This is a genomic window from Embleya hyalina (genome assembly GCF_003967355.1).
GTDB classification, from domain to species: domain Bacteria; phylum Actinomycetota; class Actinomycetes; order Streptomycetales; family Streptomycetaceae; genus Embleya; species Embleya hyalina.
The window spans coordinates 834,713-852,075 of the sequence record NZ_BIFH01000013.1; the positions used below are offsets into that span (position 1 = coordinate 834,713).

General features: G+C 71.3%; 13 protein-coding genes. 8 read left to right on the forward strand and 5 right to left on the reverse strand.

Annotated elements, in window-relative coordinates:
* Positions 1-244: 244 nt before the first annotated feature.
* Genes EMA17_RS03575 through EMA17_RS03585 form a run of 3 tightly spaced genes read right to left on the reverse strand, consistent with a single transcriptional unit; the run spans position 245 to position 4,926 of the window.
* A complete protein-coding gene (locus EMA17_RS03575) occupies positions 245-1,597 on the reverse strand; it encodes an aldehyde dehydrogenase family protein (RefSeq protein ID WP_126635359.1) in 1,353 nt (450 codons plus the stop codon).
* A gap of 55 nt (positions 1,598-1,652) precedes the next feature.
* Positions 1,653-3,329 carry an amidohydrolase gene (locus EMA17_RS03580; protein WP_126635360.1) on the reverse strand — a complete coding sequence of 559 codons (1,677 nt, stop codon included), beginning with the start codon at positions 3,327-3,329 and terminating at the stop codon, positions 1,653-1,655.
* A 34-nt stretch (positions 3,330-3,363) separates the two neighbouring features.
* Complete coding sequence (locus tag EMA17_RS03585) at positions 3,364-4,926, reverse strand: purine-cytosine permease family protein (protein WP_126635361.1); 1,563 nt, start codon at positions 4,924-4,926, stop codon at positions 3,364-3,366.
* 230 nt (positions 4,927-5,156) lie between these two features.
* Between EMA17_RS03585 and EMA17_RS03590 the strand changes: the two genes are divergently transcribed.
* From EMA17_RS03590 to EMA17_RS03600, 3 genes are all read left to right on the forward strand, one after another.
* Entirely contained in the window at positions 5,157-6,056 is a 900-nt protein-coding gene (locus tag EMA17_RS03590; protein ID WP_126635362.1) for an Lrp/AsnC family transcriptional regulator, read from the forward strand.
* 241 nt (positions 6,057-6,297) lie between these two features.
* A complete protein-coding gene (locus EMA17_RS03595) occupies positions 6,298-7,347 on the forward strand; it encodes a zinc-binding dehydrogenase (RefSeq protein ID WP_218042611.1) in 1,050 nt (349 codons plus the stop codon).
* 3,126 nt (positions 7,348-10,473) lie between these two features.
* A complete protein-coding gene (locus EMA17_RS03600) occupies positions 10,474-10,725 on the forward strand; it encodes a hypothetical protein (RefSeq protein WP_126635364.1) in 252 nt (83 codons plus the stop codon).
* Between the two features lie 56 nt (positions 10,726-10,781).
* Here the strand turns inward: EMA17_RS03600 and EMA17_RS03605 are convergent, their stop codons facing one another.
* Positions 10,782-11,033 (reverse strand): hypothetical protein, encoded by a 252-nt coding sequence (locus EMA17_RS03605; RefSeq protein ID WP_126635365.1) that lies wholly within the window; start codon positions 11,031-11,033, stop codon positions 10,782-10,784.
* Positions 11,034-11,121: 88 nt separating this feature from the next.
* On the opposite strand from EMA17_RS03605, the gene EMA17_RS03610 reads away from it, so the two are divergent.
* Positions 11,122-11,688, forward strand: a complete 567-nt coding sequence (locus EMA17_RS03610) for a hypothetical protein (protein WP_126635366.1) — start codon at positions 11,122-11,124, stop codon at positions 11,686-11,688.
* Positions 11,689-12,431: 743 nt separating this feature from the next.
* Entirely contained in the window at positions 12,432-12,701 is a 270-nt protein-coding gene (locus EMA17_RS03615) for a hypothetical protein (protein WP_126635367.1), read from the forward strand.
* A 257-nt stretch (positions 12,702-12,958) separates the two neighbouring features.
* Here EMA17_RS03615 and EMA17_RS53770 read toward each other — a convergent pair whose 3' ends face one another.
* Positions 12,959-13,705 (reverse strand): DUF2637 domain-containing protein, encoded by a 747-nt coding sequence (locus EMA17_RS53770; RefSeq protein ID WP_246126417.1) that lies wholly within the window; start codon positions 13,703-13,705, stop codon positions 12,959-12,961.
* Between the two features lie 1,185 nt (positions 13,706-14,890).
* On the opposite strand from EMA17_RS53770, the gene EMA17_RS03625 reads away from it, so the two are divergent.
* The 3 genes from EMA17_RS03625 to EMA17_RS03635 are packed head-to-tail and all read left to right on the forward strand — an operon-like array spanning position 14,891 to position 17,244.
* A complete protein-coding gene (locus tag EMA17_RS03625; RefSeq protein ID WP_126635368.1) occupies positions 14,891-15,346 on the forward strand; it encodes a MarR family winged helix-turn-helix transcriptional regulator in 456 nt (151 codons plus the stop codon).
* A 54-nt stretch (positions 15,347-15,400) separates the two neighbouring features.
* Positions 15,401-16,411: an ABC transporter ATP-binding protein gene (locus EMA17_RS03630; protein ID WP_126635369.1), complete on the forward strand. Its 1,011-nt coding sequence runs from the start codon at positions 15,401-15,403 to the stop codon at positions 16,409-16,411.
* Entirely contained in the window at positions 16,408-17,244 is an 837-nt protein-coding gene (locus EMA17_RS03635) for an ABC transporter permease (RefSeq protein WP_126635370.1), read from the forward strand. Before EMA17_RS03630 ends, EMA17_RS03635 begins: the two co-directional genes overlap by 4 nt.
* Positions 17,245-17,363: the final 119 nt, after the last annotated feature.

The window sequence follows — 17,363 nt, forward strand, 5'->3', positions numbered from 1 at the left end:
GCCTACCACGTGGGCGAGCGCTCGGAGGACGACAACGACGAGCCGGCCGCCGTCCCCCGCACCGCGACCCGGGGTCGGCGGCGGAACCCCGGGTGCGGAGGGACGAGCGGGTGTCCCCGGCCGCCGGTGTCGGTGCGCGAGAACGTCCGGCGGTGCCGCGTCGGCCTCGTCCACGCACGTCCGGATCGGCGCGCGGATCCTGCGGCACCACGGCCGGCCGGCCGGGTGTGCGTGTGTGTCGTGGTCAGTGGGTCATCGTGCGGATCAGCTTCTTGTTGACGAACTCCTCCATCCCGAGGCGACCCAACTCGCGGCCGAAGCCGGAGCGTTTGATCCCGCCGAACGGCAACTCCGCACCGTCGCCCCGGACACCGTTGACGAAGACCATGCCGGCCTCCATCCGGTCCGCCACCCGCCGAGCCTGTTCGGGGTCGGTGGTGAAGACATAGGAACCCAGGCCGTACGGCGTGTCGTTCGCGATGCGGATGGCCTCCTCTTCATCGGCCGCCGGGAAGATCATCGCCACCGGGCCGAAGAGTTCCTGCCGGGCGATGTCGTGCCGGGTCGTGACGCCGGTGAGGACGGCGGCGGGGAAGTAGGCTCCCTGCCTGGTTCCCGCGCCGACCAGTGTGGCGCCCTGGGCCACGGCGGCGTCGACCTGCCGGCCGAGGTGTTCGGCGGCGGCCGCGGAGGCCAGGGGGGCGCCGGTCGAGTGGGCGAGAAGTCGCTCGGTGAACCCGGCGACGAAGTCGGGGTAGAGGTCCTCCGCGATCACGAACCGTTTGGCGGCGTTGCAGGCCTGGCCGGTGTTGTCCAGGCGAGCGGCGACCGCGCATTCCACCACGGCGTCCAGGTCGTCGGTCGAGAGCAGGACGAACGGATCGGAACCACCGAGTTCGAGGACGACCTTCTTGAGGTGGCGGCCGGCGAGTTCCGCGACGGCGGCGCCGGCCCGCTCGGAGCCGGTCAGCGAGACGCCTCGCACGCGCGGGTCGGCGATCACCCCGGCGATCTGCTCGTTGGTGGCATAGACGTTGACGTAGGCGCCGAAGGGGAAGCCCGCGTCGGTGAAGATCCGCTCCAACGCGGCCGCGGAGGCCGGGCACTGCGGTGCGTGCTTGAGCACGATGGTGTTGCCGGCCGCGAGGTTCGGGGCGGCGAAGCGGGCGACCTGGTAGGCCGGGAAGTTCCACGGCATGATCCCCAGGAGCACGCCGACCGGGCTCGGGCGCAGCACCGCCTCGCCCTGTCCGGCAGCGAGCGGAATCGGCTCGTCGGCGAGGAAGCGCGCGGCGTTGTGGGCGTAGTAGGTGTAGATGTCCACGCAGAAGTCGATCTCGGCTTCGGCTTCGGCCGGGGGTTTGCCCATCTCCCGCACGATGCCGGCGGCCAACTCGGCGCGGCGCTCGCGGTGCAGGGCGGCGACCTCGGTCAGGAGCGCCGCACGTTCGCCCACGGTGGTCTCCCGGGCCCGGTCGGCGGCCTCCTGGGCGGCGGCGAGCGCGGCCTCGACCTGTGCGTCGGTGGCGGTCGGGTAGGTGGCCACGACCCGGCCGGTCGCGGGGTCGGTGACGGTGTACGGATGCCGCTCGGGCATGTCGGGCTCCTTCTCGATGATGGGTGCGAGCACGGGACGGGGCCGTGTGTCGGGCTCAACCGGCCCGGTACTCGCGTCGTCCGCCGATCCAGGTTTCCCGGACGCCGATCGCGGCGATGTCCTCGGGCGCGGTGGCGTACGGGTCCTTCGCGAGCACCGCGAAGTCGGCGCGCTTGCCCGCCCGCAGCGAGCCGAGGTCGTCCTCGCGGCCGATCGCCCGGGCCGCGTTGAGGGTATGGGCGCGTAGCGCGGTGTCGACGTCGATCAGCAGCCGGTCCGGGCCGAGCCGTACCCCGCGACGGGTGACCCGGGTGGTGGCCGCCTGGATTGCCTCCAGGGGGCGCGGCTCGGCGACGGGGGCGTCGGAGCTGATGGTGACCGGTACCCCGGCCGCGACGAACTCCCCGAGCGGGTTGAACCTTTCGCCCGGTGTACCGATCGCCGCGGTGACCCCCTCGCCCCAGTTGTAGTGGTGCTGCGGCTGGTTGACGGGGAGAACGCCGAGCTCGGCCATCCGGGCGATCTGCTCCCCGTCGGGAAGTCCACAATGCTCGATCCGGTGGCGGGCGTCGGAGTCCGGGCGTTCGGCCAGCGCGGCCTCGACCGCGTCGAGCACCATGCCGATCGCGGTCGGGGACTGCGCGTGGGTCGCCGTCTGCAGGCCGGCGGCGTGCGCCGAACGCAGCAGCTCGCGATACTCCCGCGGCGAGTGGTACAGCTGCCCCTTGCGGCACGGGTCGGCGAGATAGCCCTCGGGGAAGTACGCGGTCCAGCCGCCCAGGGTGCCGTCCGCGTACAGCTTGATGCCGGTCACCGCGAGCCGGTCGTTGCCGAACGCTCCGTGCAGGCCGAGGTCCAGGGCGCTCCTGAGCAGGTGGGAGAGCAGGTACATGTTGATCCGCAGCTTGAGATCCCCGGCCTCGGCCACCCGCAGATAGGTGTCGAACTCGCGACTCGACACCTGGGCGTCACCGATCGCGGTGACGCCACCGCGCAGGAAGTCGTCCTGTGCGGCCACCAGTTGCCGCATGTGCTCGGCGGGCGCGTCGGCGAGGTGGAAGTTCGGTCCGTGATGGCCGATCTTGACCCCACCCACCCCGGTGAGCACGTTGCACGCGGCGTCCGAGATCTCCCCGGTCAACTCGCCGTCCGCGTCCCGGAAGAACTCCCCGCCCTCGGGATTCGGGATGTCGCGGGTCACGCCGTGGACGGCGAAGGTGTGGCTGTTCACCACGCCGCCGTGGCCCGAGGCGTTCATGACGTACACCTCGCGGTCGACGGCGACCCGGTCCAGCTCGAACCGGGTCGGATGCCGCCGCTCGCGCAGATTCCGGTGCTCGTAGCCGTAGCCGCGTACCGGAAGGCCGCGCGGTGTGCGGGCCGCCGCCTCACGGAGCAGCGCCACCATCGCCGGGATGTCGGCGGCCCGGTCCGGGCCGCAGTCGACCCAGGTCATCAACTGGCCGTGCATCAGCGGATGCGCGTGCGCGTCGACGAACCCGGGGACGACGACCCCGGAGAGCCGCCGTCGGTGCGCCACGGCGCCGAATCCCAGCTCGGCGAGGTGGGCCCGGCACTGCTCGACGGTACCGACCGCGACGATGTCGGGCCCAACGACCGCCAGCGCCTCGACGACGGGATGTCCGGCCTCCATGGTGTGGATACGGTCGGCGGTCACGATGACGGGCTCGAACGAGCGCACATCGGGGTGGAACGTGTTCGGCTTGCGCATGGAATATGTCCTGGGTGTGTGTACGGGGTCGAGGTCAGGCGCCGCGTGGGGCGATGGGTTCGGGCCGCGCCCGGCGGACCGGGACCCAGTCCGGCTGGTTGCCGTCGACGACGTAGGACGGCTGCGGGACGAACCGCGCGACGGCCACCGAGAGCAGGAACGAGGAGCCGAGTGCCACCGCGATGCTGATGTCGGTGCCGCCGACGAGGGAGGCGAACGGTCCGACGAAGTGGCCGGGCAGGCTGACGAACATCAGCGACAGCGCCGCGGAGATCAGGTACGAGGCCGTGGTCGGCACGTTCCAGCCGTGCCGGTACCAGTAGACGCCGCCCCGCTGACGGCGGTTGAAGACGTGCAGGTCGTCGACGGCGTACCAGCCGCCCCGCGTGACATAGCCGACGATCATGACGACCATCCAGGGCACGGTGCAGATGACGACCAGGGTGGAGAGCGTGGAGACGGTGCCGACCATTTCGAAGGCGAACTTGCCGACGAAGATCAACACCGTGGCAAGCGCGGCGATCACCAGCGTCGACGCGACCCGGCCGAGCCGGGGCACGATGCTGGAGAAGTCCAGGCCGGTGCCGTACAGCAGGCTGGTACCGGTGGACAGGCCCCCGGCGACGGCGATCACGCCCAGCGGCAGGAAGAACCAGCTCGGGGCCAGGGCGATCAGACCGCCCACGTAGTCACCCGAGGCGATCGTGTCCGGTTGCCGCGTGGCGATCGCGCTCGCCGTGAACAGGCCGAAGCCGAAGGCCACCAGGGGAGCCACACCCGCGCCGAACACGGCCCCCATCAACCTGCGCGAGGGGACGTTCTTCGACACGTAGCGGGAGTAGTCGCCGAGGAACGCGCCGAAGGAGATCGGGCAGGACATCGCGATCAACACCGAACCGATGAAGGCGCCCAGGAACGACGGGTCCGACCAGCGATCCGCGCCGGACCCGAAAGAACCTCCGACGCCGCCGTCGAACCCGGGGGCGTAGGCCGCCACGCCCAGGACGAACAGAACGCCGACGACCGCGGGGACGATCCGGTTCAGCATGACCAGCAGGCGGTAGCCGAAGACGCAGATCGTGATGGTCATCAGCGTCAGCAGCGCGTACGAGACCGCCGTCAGCCACGTCGACGGTTCCGCACCGGTCAGCCGGGACACGGTGCCCGCCAGCGCGTCGCCCGCGGTCCACACGGCCAGCGCCAGGAAGGTGAAGGCGGTCAGCAGCGACAGGAACGATCCGATGATCCGGCCGTGCACACCGAAGTGCGCGGACGACGCGACGGCGTTGTTCGTGCCGGTCTGACGGCCGAACAGCACCATCGGCGCGAGCACGAGGGAGCCGAGCAGCACCCCCGCGCACACGGCCACGAGCCCGTCGGCGAAGCTCAGCCCGAGCAGGACGGGAAAGCTGCCGAGCAGGGCGGTCGAGATGCTGTTCGCACCCCCGAAGACCACCGAGAAGACGTCCTTCGGCCTCGACCAGCGTTCGTCGTCGGGAACGGTGTCGATGCCGCGCGACTCGACGGTCAGCGTGGCGGGAGTGGCGGGCGCGGGCGGGACAGGCCCGGGCGTCCGCGCCGCGTGCTCTTGCAGCATGGCACCACGTCTTTCTGGGACTTTCCGATCTGGGGAAGATCGGCACAGGGTACGCACGGGTCGCGGCGCGCGACAACGGCGATATATTCGCCGGAACACCAGGTCATGGCGTTCTTGTACGCCCAGCCCATCAAAATGGAACGACTGGGGTGCACAGCCACCCCGCGACTGATTTTTCGTTCAAGGATCGAACCGAAGAATCCTTGGGATTCCCGACGGAAGGCGCGTCGATGTTGTCGGACGCCGAACTGGACACCCGCCTCTTCGGCCTGCTCCGCGAGGACGGCAGGGCCGGATACACCCACCTGGGACAACTCATCGGCGTACCGAGGGCGCGGGTCGCCGACCGGGTACGCGCGCTGCTCGCCTCCGCGGACCTGCAGATCGTCACGTCCGTCGACCCGGCGATCCTCGGCGTGCGCACCATCGCCCATCTCTCCCTCACCCTCGACGTGGCGGTGCTCCCCTTCCTCGACGCACTGCGCCCCGCACCCGAGGTGGTGCTGGCGTCGGCGGTCGCCGGTCGCTTCGACGCCGTCGTCGAGGTCCGGGTGCCGACGCCGGAACATCTCGCCGAGACGCTCCGCCGCATCCGCGCGAAGCCGGGAGTTCGCACGGTGGAGGCGCTCATGTACCTCGGCGCCTCGCGCGGCTACCGGCACGTGCGCCCGGCCGGGCCGCCTCCCGTGGTCGACGATCTCGATCTGGCCCTCATCGAACTGCTGCGCCGCGACGGCCGTCGCTCGTATCGCGAACTCGCCGAGGAGGTGGGGCGGTCCGCCGGAGCCGTCCGCACCCGTGTCCGGGCACTCCTGGACCGGGGGGCCATCCGCATCGAGGCGATCACCGGAACCGCCGACAGCTCCGGCCGGCTGGCCGGTGTCGGTCTCCGACTCGGCGACGCCGACCCGGAGGAGGTGGTCGACCGCCTCGCCCTGCTGCCCGGCACCCACTTCGCGGTGCCCACGCTCGGCCGGTTCGACGTGGTCGCCACCATCCGCGGCGATTCGGCACGCCTTCTCCAGGCGCGCCTCGACGAACTGCGGTGCACCACCGGGGTCCGTGCGATCGAGTCCTGGATCCACCTCGACGTACGCAAGGAACGCTACGAATGGCCGGTCGAGCCGTGAAGAACATTCGGGACAAGTCCCGAACGGATATGCAGCCGAAGCCTTTCACCGAAGACTCTTCGGATTGTTTTCGCGCATTTTCTCGACGAAACGGCATCACGGCCTCGTCCGCGAAGCATGATCCGATCGCCGGACTCGTACCCGGAAGCTAGACTTCCGCCCCACCGTCCCAACATCCCGACATCCTGGAGGAGTCATGTCGCTGTGTGCCCGTGCCGCCGTGCACCGCGGAGGTGCCGCGGTGACCGTCGAGACCGTCGAGGTCGGCGACCCGCGTGCCGGGGAAGTCCGGGTCCGGGTCCGCGCATCCGGCATCTGTGGATCGGACCGCCATGTCCTGGACGGCGAGTGGCATGTCCCCTCGCCGACGGTGATGGGCCACGAGGGTGCCGGTGTCGTCGAAACGGTCGGCCCGGGTGTCACTCACCTGACCCCCGGCGATCACGTCGTCCTGGTCTGGAACCAGGGCTGCGAACGCTGCTCCGACTGCCTGTCCGGCCGGCCCTGGGCATGTCGCCGGCTGCGTTCCAACGACTGCCTGATGCCGGACGGCACCACCCGGTTGCGTCAGGGCGACTCGGAGCTGTTCGCCTACATCGCGGTCGGATCGCTCAGCGAATACGTCGTGGTACCGGCCTCGGCGGCGATCAAGGTGCCCGAGGAACTGCCTTTCGAGGTCGGGGCGCTGATCGGCTGTTCGGTCGCCACCGGCGTCGGCGCCGTCCTGAACAACGCGCGGGTCGGCGCGGGTGACTCGGCCGTGGTGATCGGCTGCGGCGGCGTCGGGCTCTCGGTCGTGATGGGACTGCGGCTGGCCGGAGCGGAGAAGATCGTCGCCGTGGACGTCTCCGAGGAGAAACTCGAACTCGCCCGCTCACTCGGCGCGACGCACACCGTCCTCGCCGGCGACGACAGCGTCCGACGCGTCGTCGAACTGACCGGCGGTGGCGCCGACCACTGTTTCGAGGCGATCGGTAATCCCCGTACGATCGCGCAGGTTCCCTCCTACCTCGCCCCGGCCGGGACCGGCGTCTTCGTCGGTATGCCGCCGGAAGGCACCCGGGTCGGCTTCGACGTCCTGGACCTGTGCTACGGCGGCAAGACCCTGATCGCGTCCAACTACGGAGGCTGCGTCCCGGCCCGCGACTTTCCCCGATACGCGGCGCTCTACCTGGCCGGACGGCTGCCGGTGGACCGTCTCGTCACGGAACGGATCGAACTCGACGAGGTCAACGCCGCCTTCGAGCGCATGCGCGGCGGCGAGGGCGCACGCAACGTCGTTCTCCTCTGAGCCTCCGTCCGGGTACGGACGCACGGATCACGAAGTCGCCGTCATCGGGGCGCGGGTGCGTCGTCGTGCCGCGGGGCGGGCAGCCGCACGCGCACGACGAGCCCGCCGCCCCGGGGCGACGGGCGTCACGCCCGGTACCTCCGGCACCGGGTCGAATACGACGCGGTGTGGGGGAATTCGGCGCCGTCTTCTACGACTTCATCGGCGGGGACGAGGGCCGGAACACGATGCCGCGCGAACATGCCGTGCTTCGGACCCGCGGGGATGACCATTCCGCCCGGCGAACGTCGGCGTGTGCACCGTATGCATGCGATACACCTGCCACGCCCGCGCCCCCGCGGATCGCGCGCCGGCGCGATCGTCGCGGCCCGTGTCGAACCGGTGTGCGGCCGGACCGTGTTGCCGTTGTGCCCCGTCGTCGGTCGTCGACCCGCCCGGTACGTCCACATTGGCTGTGGGGCGCGTTCCTGGGTGATTCGCGCGGGGCGCGTGCGCTCGTGCGCGGCGTGCGAACGTCCGCGTTCGGCGTGTATTTCCCGCAGCGGGCGGGCGGAACGCTTCCATCGATCCGGCACCCGGAGTGTTCAAACCAACCCGATGGGTAGCCAAGGTATGTGGTGCTGTTTTCGGCCACATCGAGGTCCTTCACCGAACTCCCCCGCCCGGCCCGCCACATGGCGGTCGGCAAGGGGAGTGGCATGGACCATACCGCCCATGAGCGACGGAGAACGGAGCGAGGCATGCTCGAATCGCCTGCCAACCGGCTGTCCGACACGGGAGATTCCGGCCACGCGGTGGTGCGCCGGCTCTCGTGGATGGAGTCGTACGTGAAGACCGGGTTCCACGTCGAGTTCACCGGCCCGAACGGCGCCGGCCCGGACACCCGACGCCGCGCCCGGGTCGTGGACGTCGAACGGCCCGCCGGTGACAAGCCGGCCGTGGGGTGCGCGCCGACCGGGAACGACATGACGGAGACGGACGTGTGCACCCTCTTCCCGTGGAACGGGGGCCTGTTCGTCGGTCGCGTGACGTGTGCCTCCCGGGGCCCCGTGACCCGTGGTCGACGCGACCGCGGTCAGGAGCGGGTACGTGGTCACCCCGACTGGCATCACCGACGAGCGCTGCGTACGCGCGTCGGCGACGGGAAGCACGAGACGCACGCGACCGAGGCCCCGGCGGCCACGCCCGCAAGGATCAACGCGGCATGTCGCTCGGGGACATGCCGACCGTGGTCGAAGGCCGAAGAGCCCCGAAGGGTGAGGGAGAGGACGCGCCGATCCCCGACGAGACGTCCCGGTACGTCGGGCGAATCGGGTGAATCGGGCGAGTCGGGTGAGTCGGGCGAGCGACAAGAGCGCTGACCGCGCGGGGTCGCACAGGTTCCCGTCATCGCCACGGCCCCGTCCGGGAGTTCATCACACCGGGCACATCGACGGCCGCGCCCGTCGCCCCGGGTGGCCGCCGTTCCTGCCTCGACCCGCCCACGACGATCACGTGCACGACCATTCTCCGAGCGTCCGGACGCCTTTGCGTCCGGGATCGCCGACATCCATCCCGCGTTCGAAGACCGCCGACGGCACAGTCGGCAACACCCTTCCGGATCATGATCACCCTCAAGCGCGCACCCCAGGTACCCCCGACCCGCCTCGCGACCGTCAACGGCACGGGCGGGTGGAGGTGTTGCCGGTCGGAGTGGGCGACGCCTCCCACCGGGGATGGACCGACCGGGGACCGCCCGGGGGAGGACCGCGACAGTGCGGGCGAGCCCGGGCACGCCGCCGAACCGCCCCTCGAACGCGGCGGCGACGGCCCGAACGACATCGGGATCGAGCCCGGTACACCGCTGCCGCCCGCCGCCGATGCCGACCGCGTCCGTGCCCGCGACTGCGCCCGTGACCCGGAGCGGGCCCCGGCCGCCGGCCGCGATCCGCGCACCGGCGAGCAACCGGCCGCCCGCGAAGAGGAATCGGATCCGCGCGGCAGGCTCCCCGCACGCGCGTTCGTCGGCGCGATGCGCACGGCCGGTGCCCTCCCGGCCGGGCCGCTCGGCCACGACACCGCACCCACCCCACGCCTGCGGCGATGCGCCCGGCTCGGACGCGGCTCGGCCCGCGAGAGCGACGCCCACGACATCCCGGTGAAGACACCCGGCGCACCCGCCCGAGCGGCCGACGCGAGCCCGGACACGACGTATCGGGCCGAGCCGGCGACCGAGACACACCGGTCGCCCGGCGCGAAGGTGACCGCCGGCAACCCCAGCTTCCACGGCGCTTCCGAATGCCCGCGGCCGGGCCCGGGGTTCGGTCGTGCGCGGCGCGCGCACCACCGCCGTGACCGCCGGGAACCCGCACACCGAGACCGGGATCGCCAACCGCGCCCCCACCCCGTGGCGGACGGCCCCGGACAGCGGCGAGGCGGGTGCCGACGTCGATACCTCGATCGTGGACGAGGCCGCGGCCTGCTCGGCGGCGAGGCCGTGCGTGCCCGGGCCGACGCCGACCGGGAACGAGCCCGGGCCACGCGCGAGGAGGCCGAACAGCGCGCGGCCGTGCGCGCCGATCGGCAGCGTCGGGACGAACAGCGGCGACATCGCCGGCCGCCGACGCCCGCCGGGCGAAACGCGACAGCGAGGCCACGGGAATCACCACAGGAAACGCGATCAGGTATGGCGATACACAAGGCCGAGGCAGCAGAAAGGGCAACTCCGGCGCCCGAGAAGTCGATCGGGGTTGTCCACGACGAAATTCCCCGTACAGGCCGCCCGTTCGGCCGGGTGCGCCAAGTCCGGCCGACGGCGATCGGACCGGGGATCGGGGCATCGTCTCCAGCGAGGAAGGGCCGGGCGACGCCCGGCGCGACGACAGCGCGGGAGACCCCCCGGACGACTGCGAGGCTCGCCGGCCCGAATGGCGGGCACCGCCCACCGCCCTACTCCACAACCCCCCTCGACAACCGCCGTACCCGCCGCCGCCGCGACCGCCGGAACATCCGGTGGACCGGACCGGCGACGAGGCCGCCATGCCCGAAAGGTAGCGTCCCGTGCAGGCCTCCAACCCCTTCCCCCCTCTAGGTCTCGGGGCCGGTTCGCTGGTCGCCGCGCTCGCCGGTGTACCCACGTGGATGGCCGTGGGCTTCCTTGTCCTGGCCGTCCTGTGGATCCTGGCCGCCGCCATCCCGGCCTTCACCGCCTGGACCAACACGCGGAGTCGCTGCGCGGACCGCCGGCGCCACTTCACCGCGCTGGAGAACGCCGCCGGCTCCCTCAGCCCCCAGGAACGTGCCGCCGCGATCACCGAGGCGATCCGGATCCAGGACGCCCCCGAGCCCCCGACACCCGAGCAGCCACCGTCGACGGCGGGCGACCGGACGAACCCCTGAAGAAGGCGCCCCGAGCGGGAAGGCCCGACGCGACGGCCACGGGTCCGTCGATGCGGCTACGGCTTCGTTCGGGGCATGTTCGGTTCGCCGTGCCGGACGGCGATGGTCGTGCCGAAGTCGTGGGCGGTGTTGTTGTGTTCGTAGTGGATCGGTCGCCGATCGATCGGCAGCGCGTCGGCGATCTCGCGGGTGAGTCGGGCGAGTTCCTCGCGACCGGCGGAGTCCCGGCGGAGCAGTTCGGTCAGTTCCACGGACCAGAGGGCCGGCAGTGCTCGCCGCACCTCGTCCCGGACCGTCGCGCCACGCACCAGGGCGGCGCCGCGAGACCTCCACCGCCGACGATCTGTGGCACGCCGCGCACGGTAGGCCGCTGCTCCTGCTGCGCGCGGCCGGATCATGCTGCCCAGGCCGGGGACGATCGCCGATCTGCTGCCGCCGCTGCTCGACCGGCTCGACGCGGCGGCGACGAACGCCCTGCGGCTGCCGGCGAGTCTGGGCGACGCCGAGATGGGCGCCGCGCACATCGGCGCCCTGGTCGGGCTGCCGGATCCGGTCGGTCTGTGTGATCGACTCGCCGAACCGGGTCTGGTCGAGGCCACCGAGCACGGGTATCGCTGTGCCTCGGACGCCCTGCCGGTGCTGCGCGACCGGCACACCAGGCCCTTCCCCGTCGAGACGCTGTGCGAATACTTCGCCGGTCGGGTCGCGCTGCCGACCACCGAGCCCGCCGAAGTCGCGTGCCATGGAAGGGCGTTGGAGGTGGTGGCGGAACTGGCCGAGTGGTCCGGTCGCCCGGATCTCGCGGTCCGGCTCGCGCGGGCCGCGTCGCCGACGCCGGCCCGGTCGTTGCGGTTCGGTGTGTGGGGTCGGATCCTGAGCAGCGGCTCGCTCGCCGCCGAGCACGCGAAGGATACGAACGCCACGGCGTACTTCAAGCACGATAAGGCATCCGGGCCCTGCTGACCGGCCGTCGCATCGCCTCGGCGGCGCTGCCGGCGGAAGCAGTGCTCCTGTGGCGCCGGTTGGGTGATCTCCACGGTGCGCACGCGGCGGCGCAGGCCGGGCAGTGCGTGCCCGCCGCCGAGCAGGTGATCGCCACGCCGGCACCCGCTCCGGGCGGCGGTACGACGGCCGGCGTGCACTCCACCGGGCCCGGGAGCGTCGCCGGCGCGGGAGTCGGGGCCGGCGCGGGCACCTCGGGCCCGACCGTGCTGCTCGCGGTGGCCGCCGTCGTGGGGATCGCGGCCGTCGGGGGCGTCGCGTACGTGCAACACGAGCGGTCGTCCCGAAGCGAGCCGTCGTCCCGGACGGGGAGTACGAGTTCGGTCACGCCGAGCCCGAACGCCGAGACGTCGTCGGGCCTCGCGGGGACGTGGCGGGACGGCCGGGGCGACATCATCCGGGTCTCCGCGTCCGGCTCCGGCTCCTACGCCTTCACGGTGCAGTCCACGTGCGGCACGGAACTCGTACACGTCACCCGGTCCGGTGACTCGTACACCGGCACCGGACCGCTCTACGACATGGGCGGCGAGGCATGCCGCAAGGCCGTCGGCCGGGTGGACTTCACCATCACCCTCGCCCCGACGGGAAGACCGCCGTGGCCGTGGTCACGATGCCGGACACCCGGGTTCAGGGCAGGTCGGTGGTGTGTTACACGTGCGGGACACACACCTTGAGCCGAGTTTCGTGACTCCGGAGGAGTCGGCATGACCGATGGAGCAGGCGACCGATACTCGATCCGGATCGGCGGCGACGCCTCCGGACCGGTCGTGGCGGGCCACGACATCCACATCGAGACGGCACGATCCGAACCGTCGGCGGCCCGAGTGGACGAACCTTCGGGCGACACGCAGACGAACACCGCTGAGGACCACGCCACCGTCTACGCGGTGATGGACGGCGAGCAGCACATCCACCACCATCACCCCCGCGCCCACCCGCACGCGCACGAGGACGGTCCCGAACCGACCGGGTGACCCGTGACGAACGGTCTCGGGTGCGTCCCGGGGGGAACGGTCCCGGGTACGTTCCATCACGCCGGCGCGGACCGGCCGCGCCGCCGCGCGGCCGACCCACACCGGTGTGGTGGCGAACGGCCCCGAGGCCGTCGCCGGCGTCCCGCTCCCCACCACCGACGAACCGGCGCCCCAGCGGGGTCGGTTCGACATTCGGATGCGGGACGCCGGCGCGGTCCGTCGGGGCCGAGCGCCACGATTCGTGGCGACGCCCGCGGTTACAGGCGGGTGTTGTGGCGTGGGTCTCGGTTGGTTCGTCGGGGTGGTCGAGTGAGGGTGATCTGGCGGACGAGCTGGTGCAGGCACGCGGTCATGGCGATGGCCGGCAGGGCGGCGCCGACGATGCCGTGCAGGTTCTTGGGCGCTTCGGTGACGGCGAGTGCCATGGACAGTCCGGCGAAGGTGATGGCCACGACCCAGGAGTGCGCGGCTCTGTGGTGATGGAGGCTGGAGCGCAGGATGGACAGGCAGGCCACGATCCAGGGGCCGTGGAGGAGGATGGGCCACCAGCGGGCCAGGCCGTGTTCGGCGGGGGCGGCGTGGCGTAGCGGTTCCAGGGTGATGATCGCGCCGAGGACGCTGATCGCGGCGACCAGGACGACGGTGGCCGCGACCATGGTATGGCTGAGGCGATCGAGTACCCGTATGCCGGTCGCCGGTTGCCGGGCGGGCTTGGGGGTGGCCGGGACGCGGCGACGGTGGCCGGCGGGCACCCCGATCCCTCGCGCGCGACGTTCGTCGGCGGGGGTCGTGGGAGTACCCGGATCGGATGGTTTCGCGGGCCGGGTGAGGTCCGACCCGAGCAGCCACTCCTGCGTCGCGTCGTACGGGGAGAGCGGGTCGAGTGGCGTCCCCGTGTCGAACATCGACCACGAGTCGACCGAGCCGAGGGGTGGGGGAGCGTCGCCGTGCGGAGTAGGGAGGACGGGTGAGCGGGACAGGTCGTGTCCGGTTCCGTCGTACATGGGCCTCACTCGTTGCTGCGTGCGATGAACTGTCCGGGGGGATGGTGTCGAGGACGGCGGGCCGTCAGGACCGGCGGGTGCCCACGATGTCGTCGAGGCGGCGCGAGAACGCGGCCGCGATCAAGGCCATGGAAAGGGCGAATTGCTCCATCTCGGCGGAGCAGTGGTGGAGTCGAACACATTCTCCCGCGCGCTTGAGATGAGCATGGGGGGATCGGCTGAGGAAGGTGGCCGCTCGGGGGGTGAGTATCCACTCCCCCAAACGAAAGGAGTGTCTGTCGATCTTGGTGGGAAAGGGGAGGTCGGTGGATTCGTGAAAGGTCACATTCATCGAAACGACGAACACCGGCGGGGCGGATGTGCGCCGTAGGAGTGAAATTATGGCCGGCACTTCTGTCATTTACGATGATCGCGCGGTGTGCTGTATGCGGTTACGCGACGCATTCAAGTAAATCGCCCGTGGCGGCGCTCCGAAGACGGAACGTTCCGTCATCGGAGCGCCGCCACGGGCCGTGGAAGCGGCGTTCCTGCGACGTGGGAAGCGCGGTGGGAGGAGCGACGGCCGGCCGGGGGCCGTTCTCAAGCGGTATCGACGCTCGACGGAACGGCTTCGGTGCTCCGTGGTGATTCGGGATCCATCGTTTCCCGAACGGTATGCGCCGGTTCTCCGTGAAGAGGCGAAACACGGGCGGATCGATCCGCGTGCCACGGGTGCGATGCTCGGTGAATATCGACTCGACGGCACGCGTACTCCGATATCGCACGGTGCCGTCATGACGGCGTTCCCGTGCGGCGCCACGTCCTCGGCAGGTGCCGCGTGACTTCCGGGTCGTCCCTCTCCCCGTCGCGGTTCATCGACCGTGCATCCGTGGGATTCCGGTGAATGTTCGCGAAGGCGCTTCGGTATCCCACGAATATTCGCGCGGAATCGGACTCGGCGCTTTCGATGCCCGGGCGCGGACAGGCGTGACCTCGATCTCGACCCTACTCTCGGGAAGGGCGGCGATCGCAGCACCCGCATAGTACTGGAACCGTCTTGTTGGTTGCACAACGATCGTTATGGTTCATCCTTTCGGCGTACTGCCTCGTCCCGGACGCTCCGCACGGACCGATCCCGACGCATGAACCGAACAAGTCCTTGAGTGCTCAAGCTTCTGATATGCTTGAGCACTCAAGGAGGTCGCAATGACTGATGCGTTGGACGTTTCGCTGCGTCTCGTGCGGGCCCAGACGGCCCTGGTCAAACGGTTCGACGCGAGTCTGGGCGGGCTGCACGGGGTGAGCCTGGCCGACTTCACGACGCTGTTGCGTCTGGGGCAGGCGCCCGGCGGTCGGATGCGCCGGGTGGATCTGGCCGAGGCGCTGGGTCTGACGGCCTCCGGGGTGACCCGGGGGCTGGTGCCGCTGGAGCGGATCGGGCTGGTGACGCGCGAGACGGACGCCCGTGACGGCCGGGTGGCCTACGCGGCACTGACCGACACCGGCCGTGCGCGCCTGACGGACATGCTCGCCACGGCCGAGCAGGTCGCCGCCGAGATCTTCGCCGCGCCGCCGTGGAGCAAGGAGGACATCGGCCGGATGTCCGCGCTGCTGACGCGCCTGGGCGGCACCGGCCTGCCCGGCCACACCCCCGCCCCGTGACCCCGGCACGCGGCCCTTCCGACGGATGCCTCATCCGCGCCCTGGAGCAACCACATGAATCCGACCCCGACCCCCGCCCCGCCCCTCGTCCCGGGAGGCGCCACGGCCCACGCACCGGCGGCCATCCACACGCGGGGCCTGCGCAAGGTCTATCCGCGCGCGCAGGGCGGCCTCGTCGCCGTCGACGCCCTGGACCTGACGGTCCGGCAGGGCGAGTTCTTCGGCCTGCTCGGCACCAACGGCGCCGGCAAATCCACCACCATCGGCATGCTCACCACCCTGGTCGCGCCCAGCGCGGGGCAGGCGTGGGTCGCCGGGTACGAGGTGAGCGCCGACCCGGTCGGCGTCAAGTCCCGCATCGGTGTGGTCTCCCAGGCCAACACCCTGGACCGCGCGCTCACCGTCGCGGACAATCTCGCCTTCCGCGGCCGCTACTTCGGCATGCGCGCCCCGGCGGCCCGCCGCCGCGCGCTCGAACTGCTGGAACGGTTCGGCCTCACCGACAAGGCCGGCGCCAAGGCCCACCAGCTCTCCGGCGGCCAGGCCCGCCGCGTCATGATCGGCCGGGCCCTGATGCACCTGCCGGACGTGCTCTTCCTCGACGAACCCACCGCGGGCGTCGACCCACAGGCGCGCGACGACCTCTGGCGGATCATCGCGAACCTGCACGAGACCGGCCAGACCGCGGTGTTGACCACCCACTACCTCGACGAGGCCGAAGCCCTGTGCGGGCGCCTGGCCGTCATCGACCACGGACGCCTGCTCGCCTGCGACACCCCCGAGGCGATCAAGGCGTCCAGCGGAGCGCGGACGGTGATCACCGTCCACTACGACGGCGATGCCACCCCGGCCACCGACGCACTGCGCGGCATCCCCGGCGGCCCCCACGACATGGACGTCGACGGCCCGACCGTACGGGTTCGCACCACGCGTCCCGACGGCGTACTGGGCCACCTGCTGCGAGCCGGCGGCGCGGTCGGACTCACCGTCCGCGACGCCACCACCACACCCCCCAGCCTGCAGACCGCCTTCCTCACCCTGACCGGACGTGACTACACGCCATGACCACCGCGAACCCCCTCGTCACCCGTCCGTCGCTCTCGTCCCGCCGGGCCGCCTGGCACGCGTACCGCGCGCTGACCAGCCGCGACCTCCACGTCCTGCGCCGCAACCTGCCGGCACTGCTGATCCAAGTCGGCCTGCAACCGCTGCTGTTCACCTTCGCCTTCGCCTACGTCATGCCCGGTATCGGCACCGGACTCGGCGGCGCGACCTCGTTCTCCACGATCCTGCTGCCCGGCCTGATCGCCAGTACCCTCACACTCCAAAGCATCATGTCCGTCACCGGACCGCTCGCCGCCGAACTCGGCCCCGGTCGCGAGATCACCGACCGGGCCCTGGCGCCGCTGCCCGTCTGGGCGCTGGGCCTGCAGAAGATCACCTCCTCCGCGATCTTCGGCCTCGTCTCGACCCTGGTCGTCGTCCCGATCGTCCGGTTCGTGCACGCCCCCGGCAACGCGCCCCGAGCGCACGTCGACAGCTGGCCCCTGCTGCTGACCACCCTGGTGCTGAGCGCGCTGCTCGCCGCCGCCCTCGGGCTGCTGCTCGGAACACTCGTCGACGCCTCCGCCTTCGGACCGCTGCTCGGCCTGCTCCTGGCCGCGGCCACCATGCTGGGCTGCGTCTACTACCCGTGGACCGCGCTGCACAACATCCGATGGGTCCAGGTCCTGACCCTGGCCAACCCGCTCGTGTACATGAGCGAGGGCCTGCGCGCGAACCTCACGCCCTCCACCGGCCACATGCCCACGTGGGCCTACCTCACCGCCCTCACCCTCGGTACCGCCACCCTGGGTCACCTCGCCCTGCGCCGCTTCGCCCGGCGGGTGCGGACCTGACCGGGCGCCCGCCGCGTCGGGCGCCCGGTCACGGCGATTCGGCGCCGCAATGCGGCGGGCTGTTGACTGATTACCGGTAATCGGTAATTCTCTCTTCCGTGGGAAGCTACTCGGAAGGG

Excerpts from the sequence above, each read along its gene's own strand:
- EMA17_RS03575 (WP_126635359.1), bottom strand. The coding sequence starts at position 1,597 with ATGCCCGAGCGGCATCCGTACACCGTCACCGACCCCGCGACCGGCCGG.
- EMA17_RS03580 (WP_126635360.1), bottom strand. The coding sequence starts at position 3,329 with ATGCGCAAGCCGAACACGTTCCACCCCGATGTGCGCTCGTTCGAGCCC.
- EMA17_RS03585 (WP_126635361.1), bottom strand. The coding sequence starts at position 4,926 with ATGCTGCAAGAGCACGCGGCGCGGACGCCCGGGCCTGTCCCGCCCGCG.
- EMA17_RS03590 (WP_126635362.1), top strand. The coding sequence starts at position 5,157 with ATGTTGTCGGACGCCGAACTGGACACCCGCCTCTTCGGCCTGCTCCGC.
- EMA17_RS03610 (WP_126635366.1), top strand. The coding sequence starts at position 11,122 with ATGCTGCCCAGGCCGGGGACGATCGCCGATCTGCTGCCGCCGCTGCTC.
- EMA17_RS03615 (WP_126635367.1), top strand. The coding sequence starts at position 12,432 with ATGACCGATGGAGCAGGCGACCGATACTCGATCCGGATCGGCGGCGAC.
- EMA17_RS53770 (WP_246126417.1), bottom strand. The coding sequence starts at position 13,705 with ATGTACGACGGAACCGGACACGACCTGTCCCGCTCACCCGTCCTCCCT.
- EMA17_RS03625 (WP_126635368.1), top strand. The coding sequence starts at position 14,891 with ATGACTGATGCGTTGGACGTTTCGCTGCGTCTCGTGCGGGCCCAGACG.
- EMA17_RS03630 (WP_126635369.1), top strand. The coding sequence starts at position 15,401 with ATGAATCCGACCCCGACCCCCGCCCCGCCCCTCGTCCCGGGAGGCGCC.
- EMA17_RS03635 (WP_126635370.1), top strand. The coding sequence starts at position 16,408 with ATGACCACCGCGAACCCCCTCGTCACCCGTCCGTCGCTCTCGTCCCGC.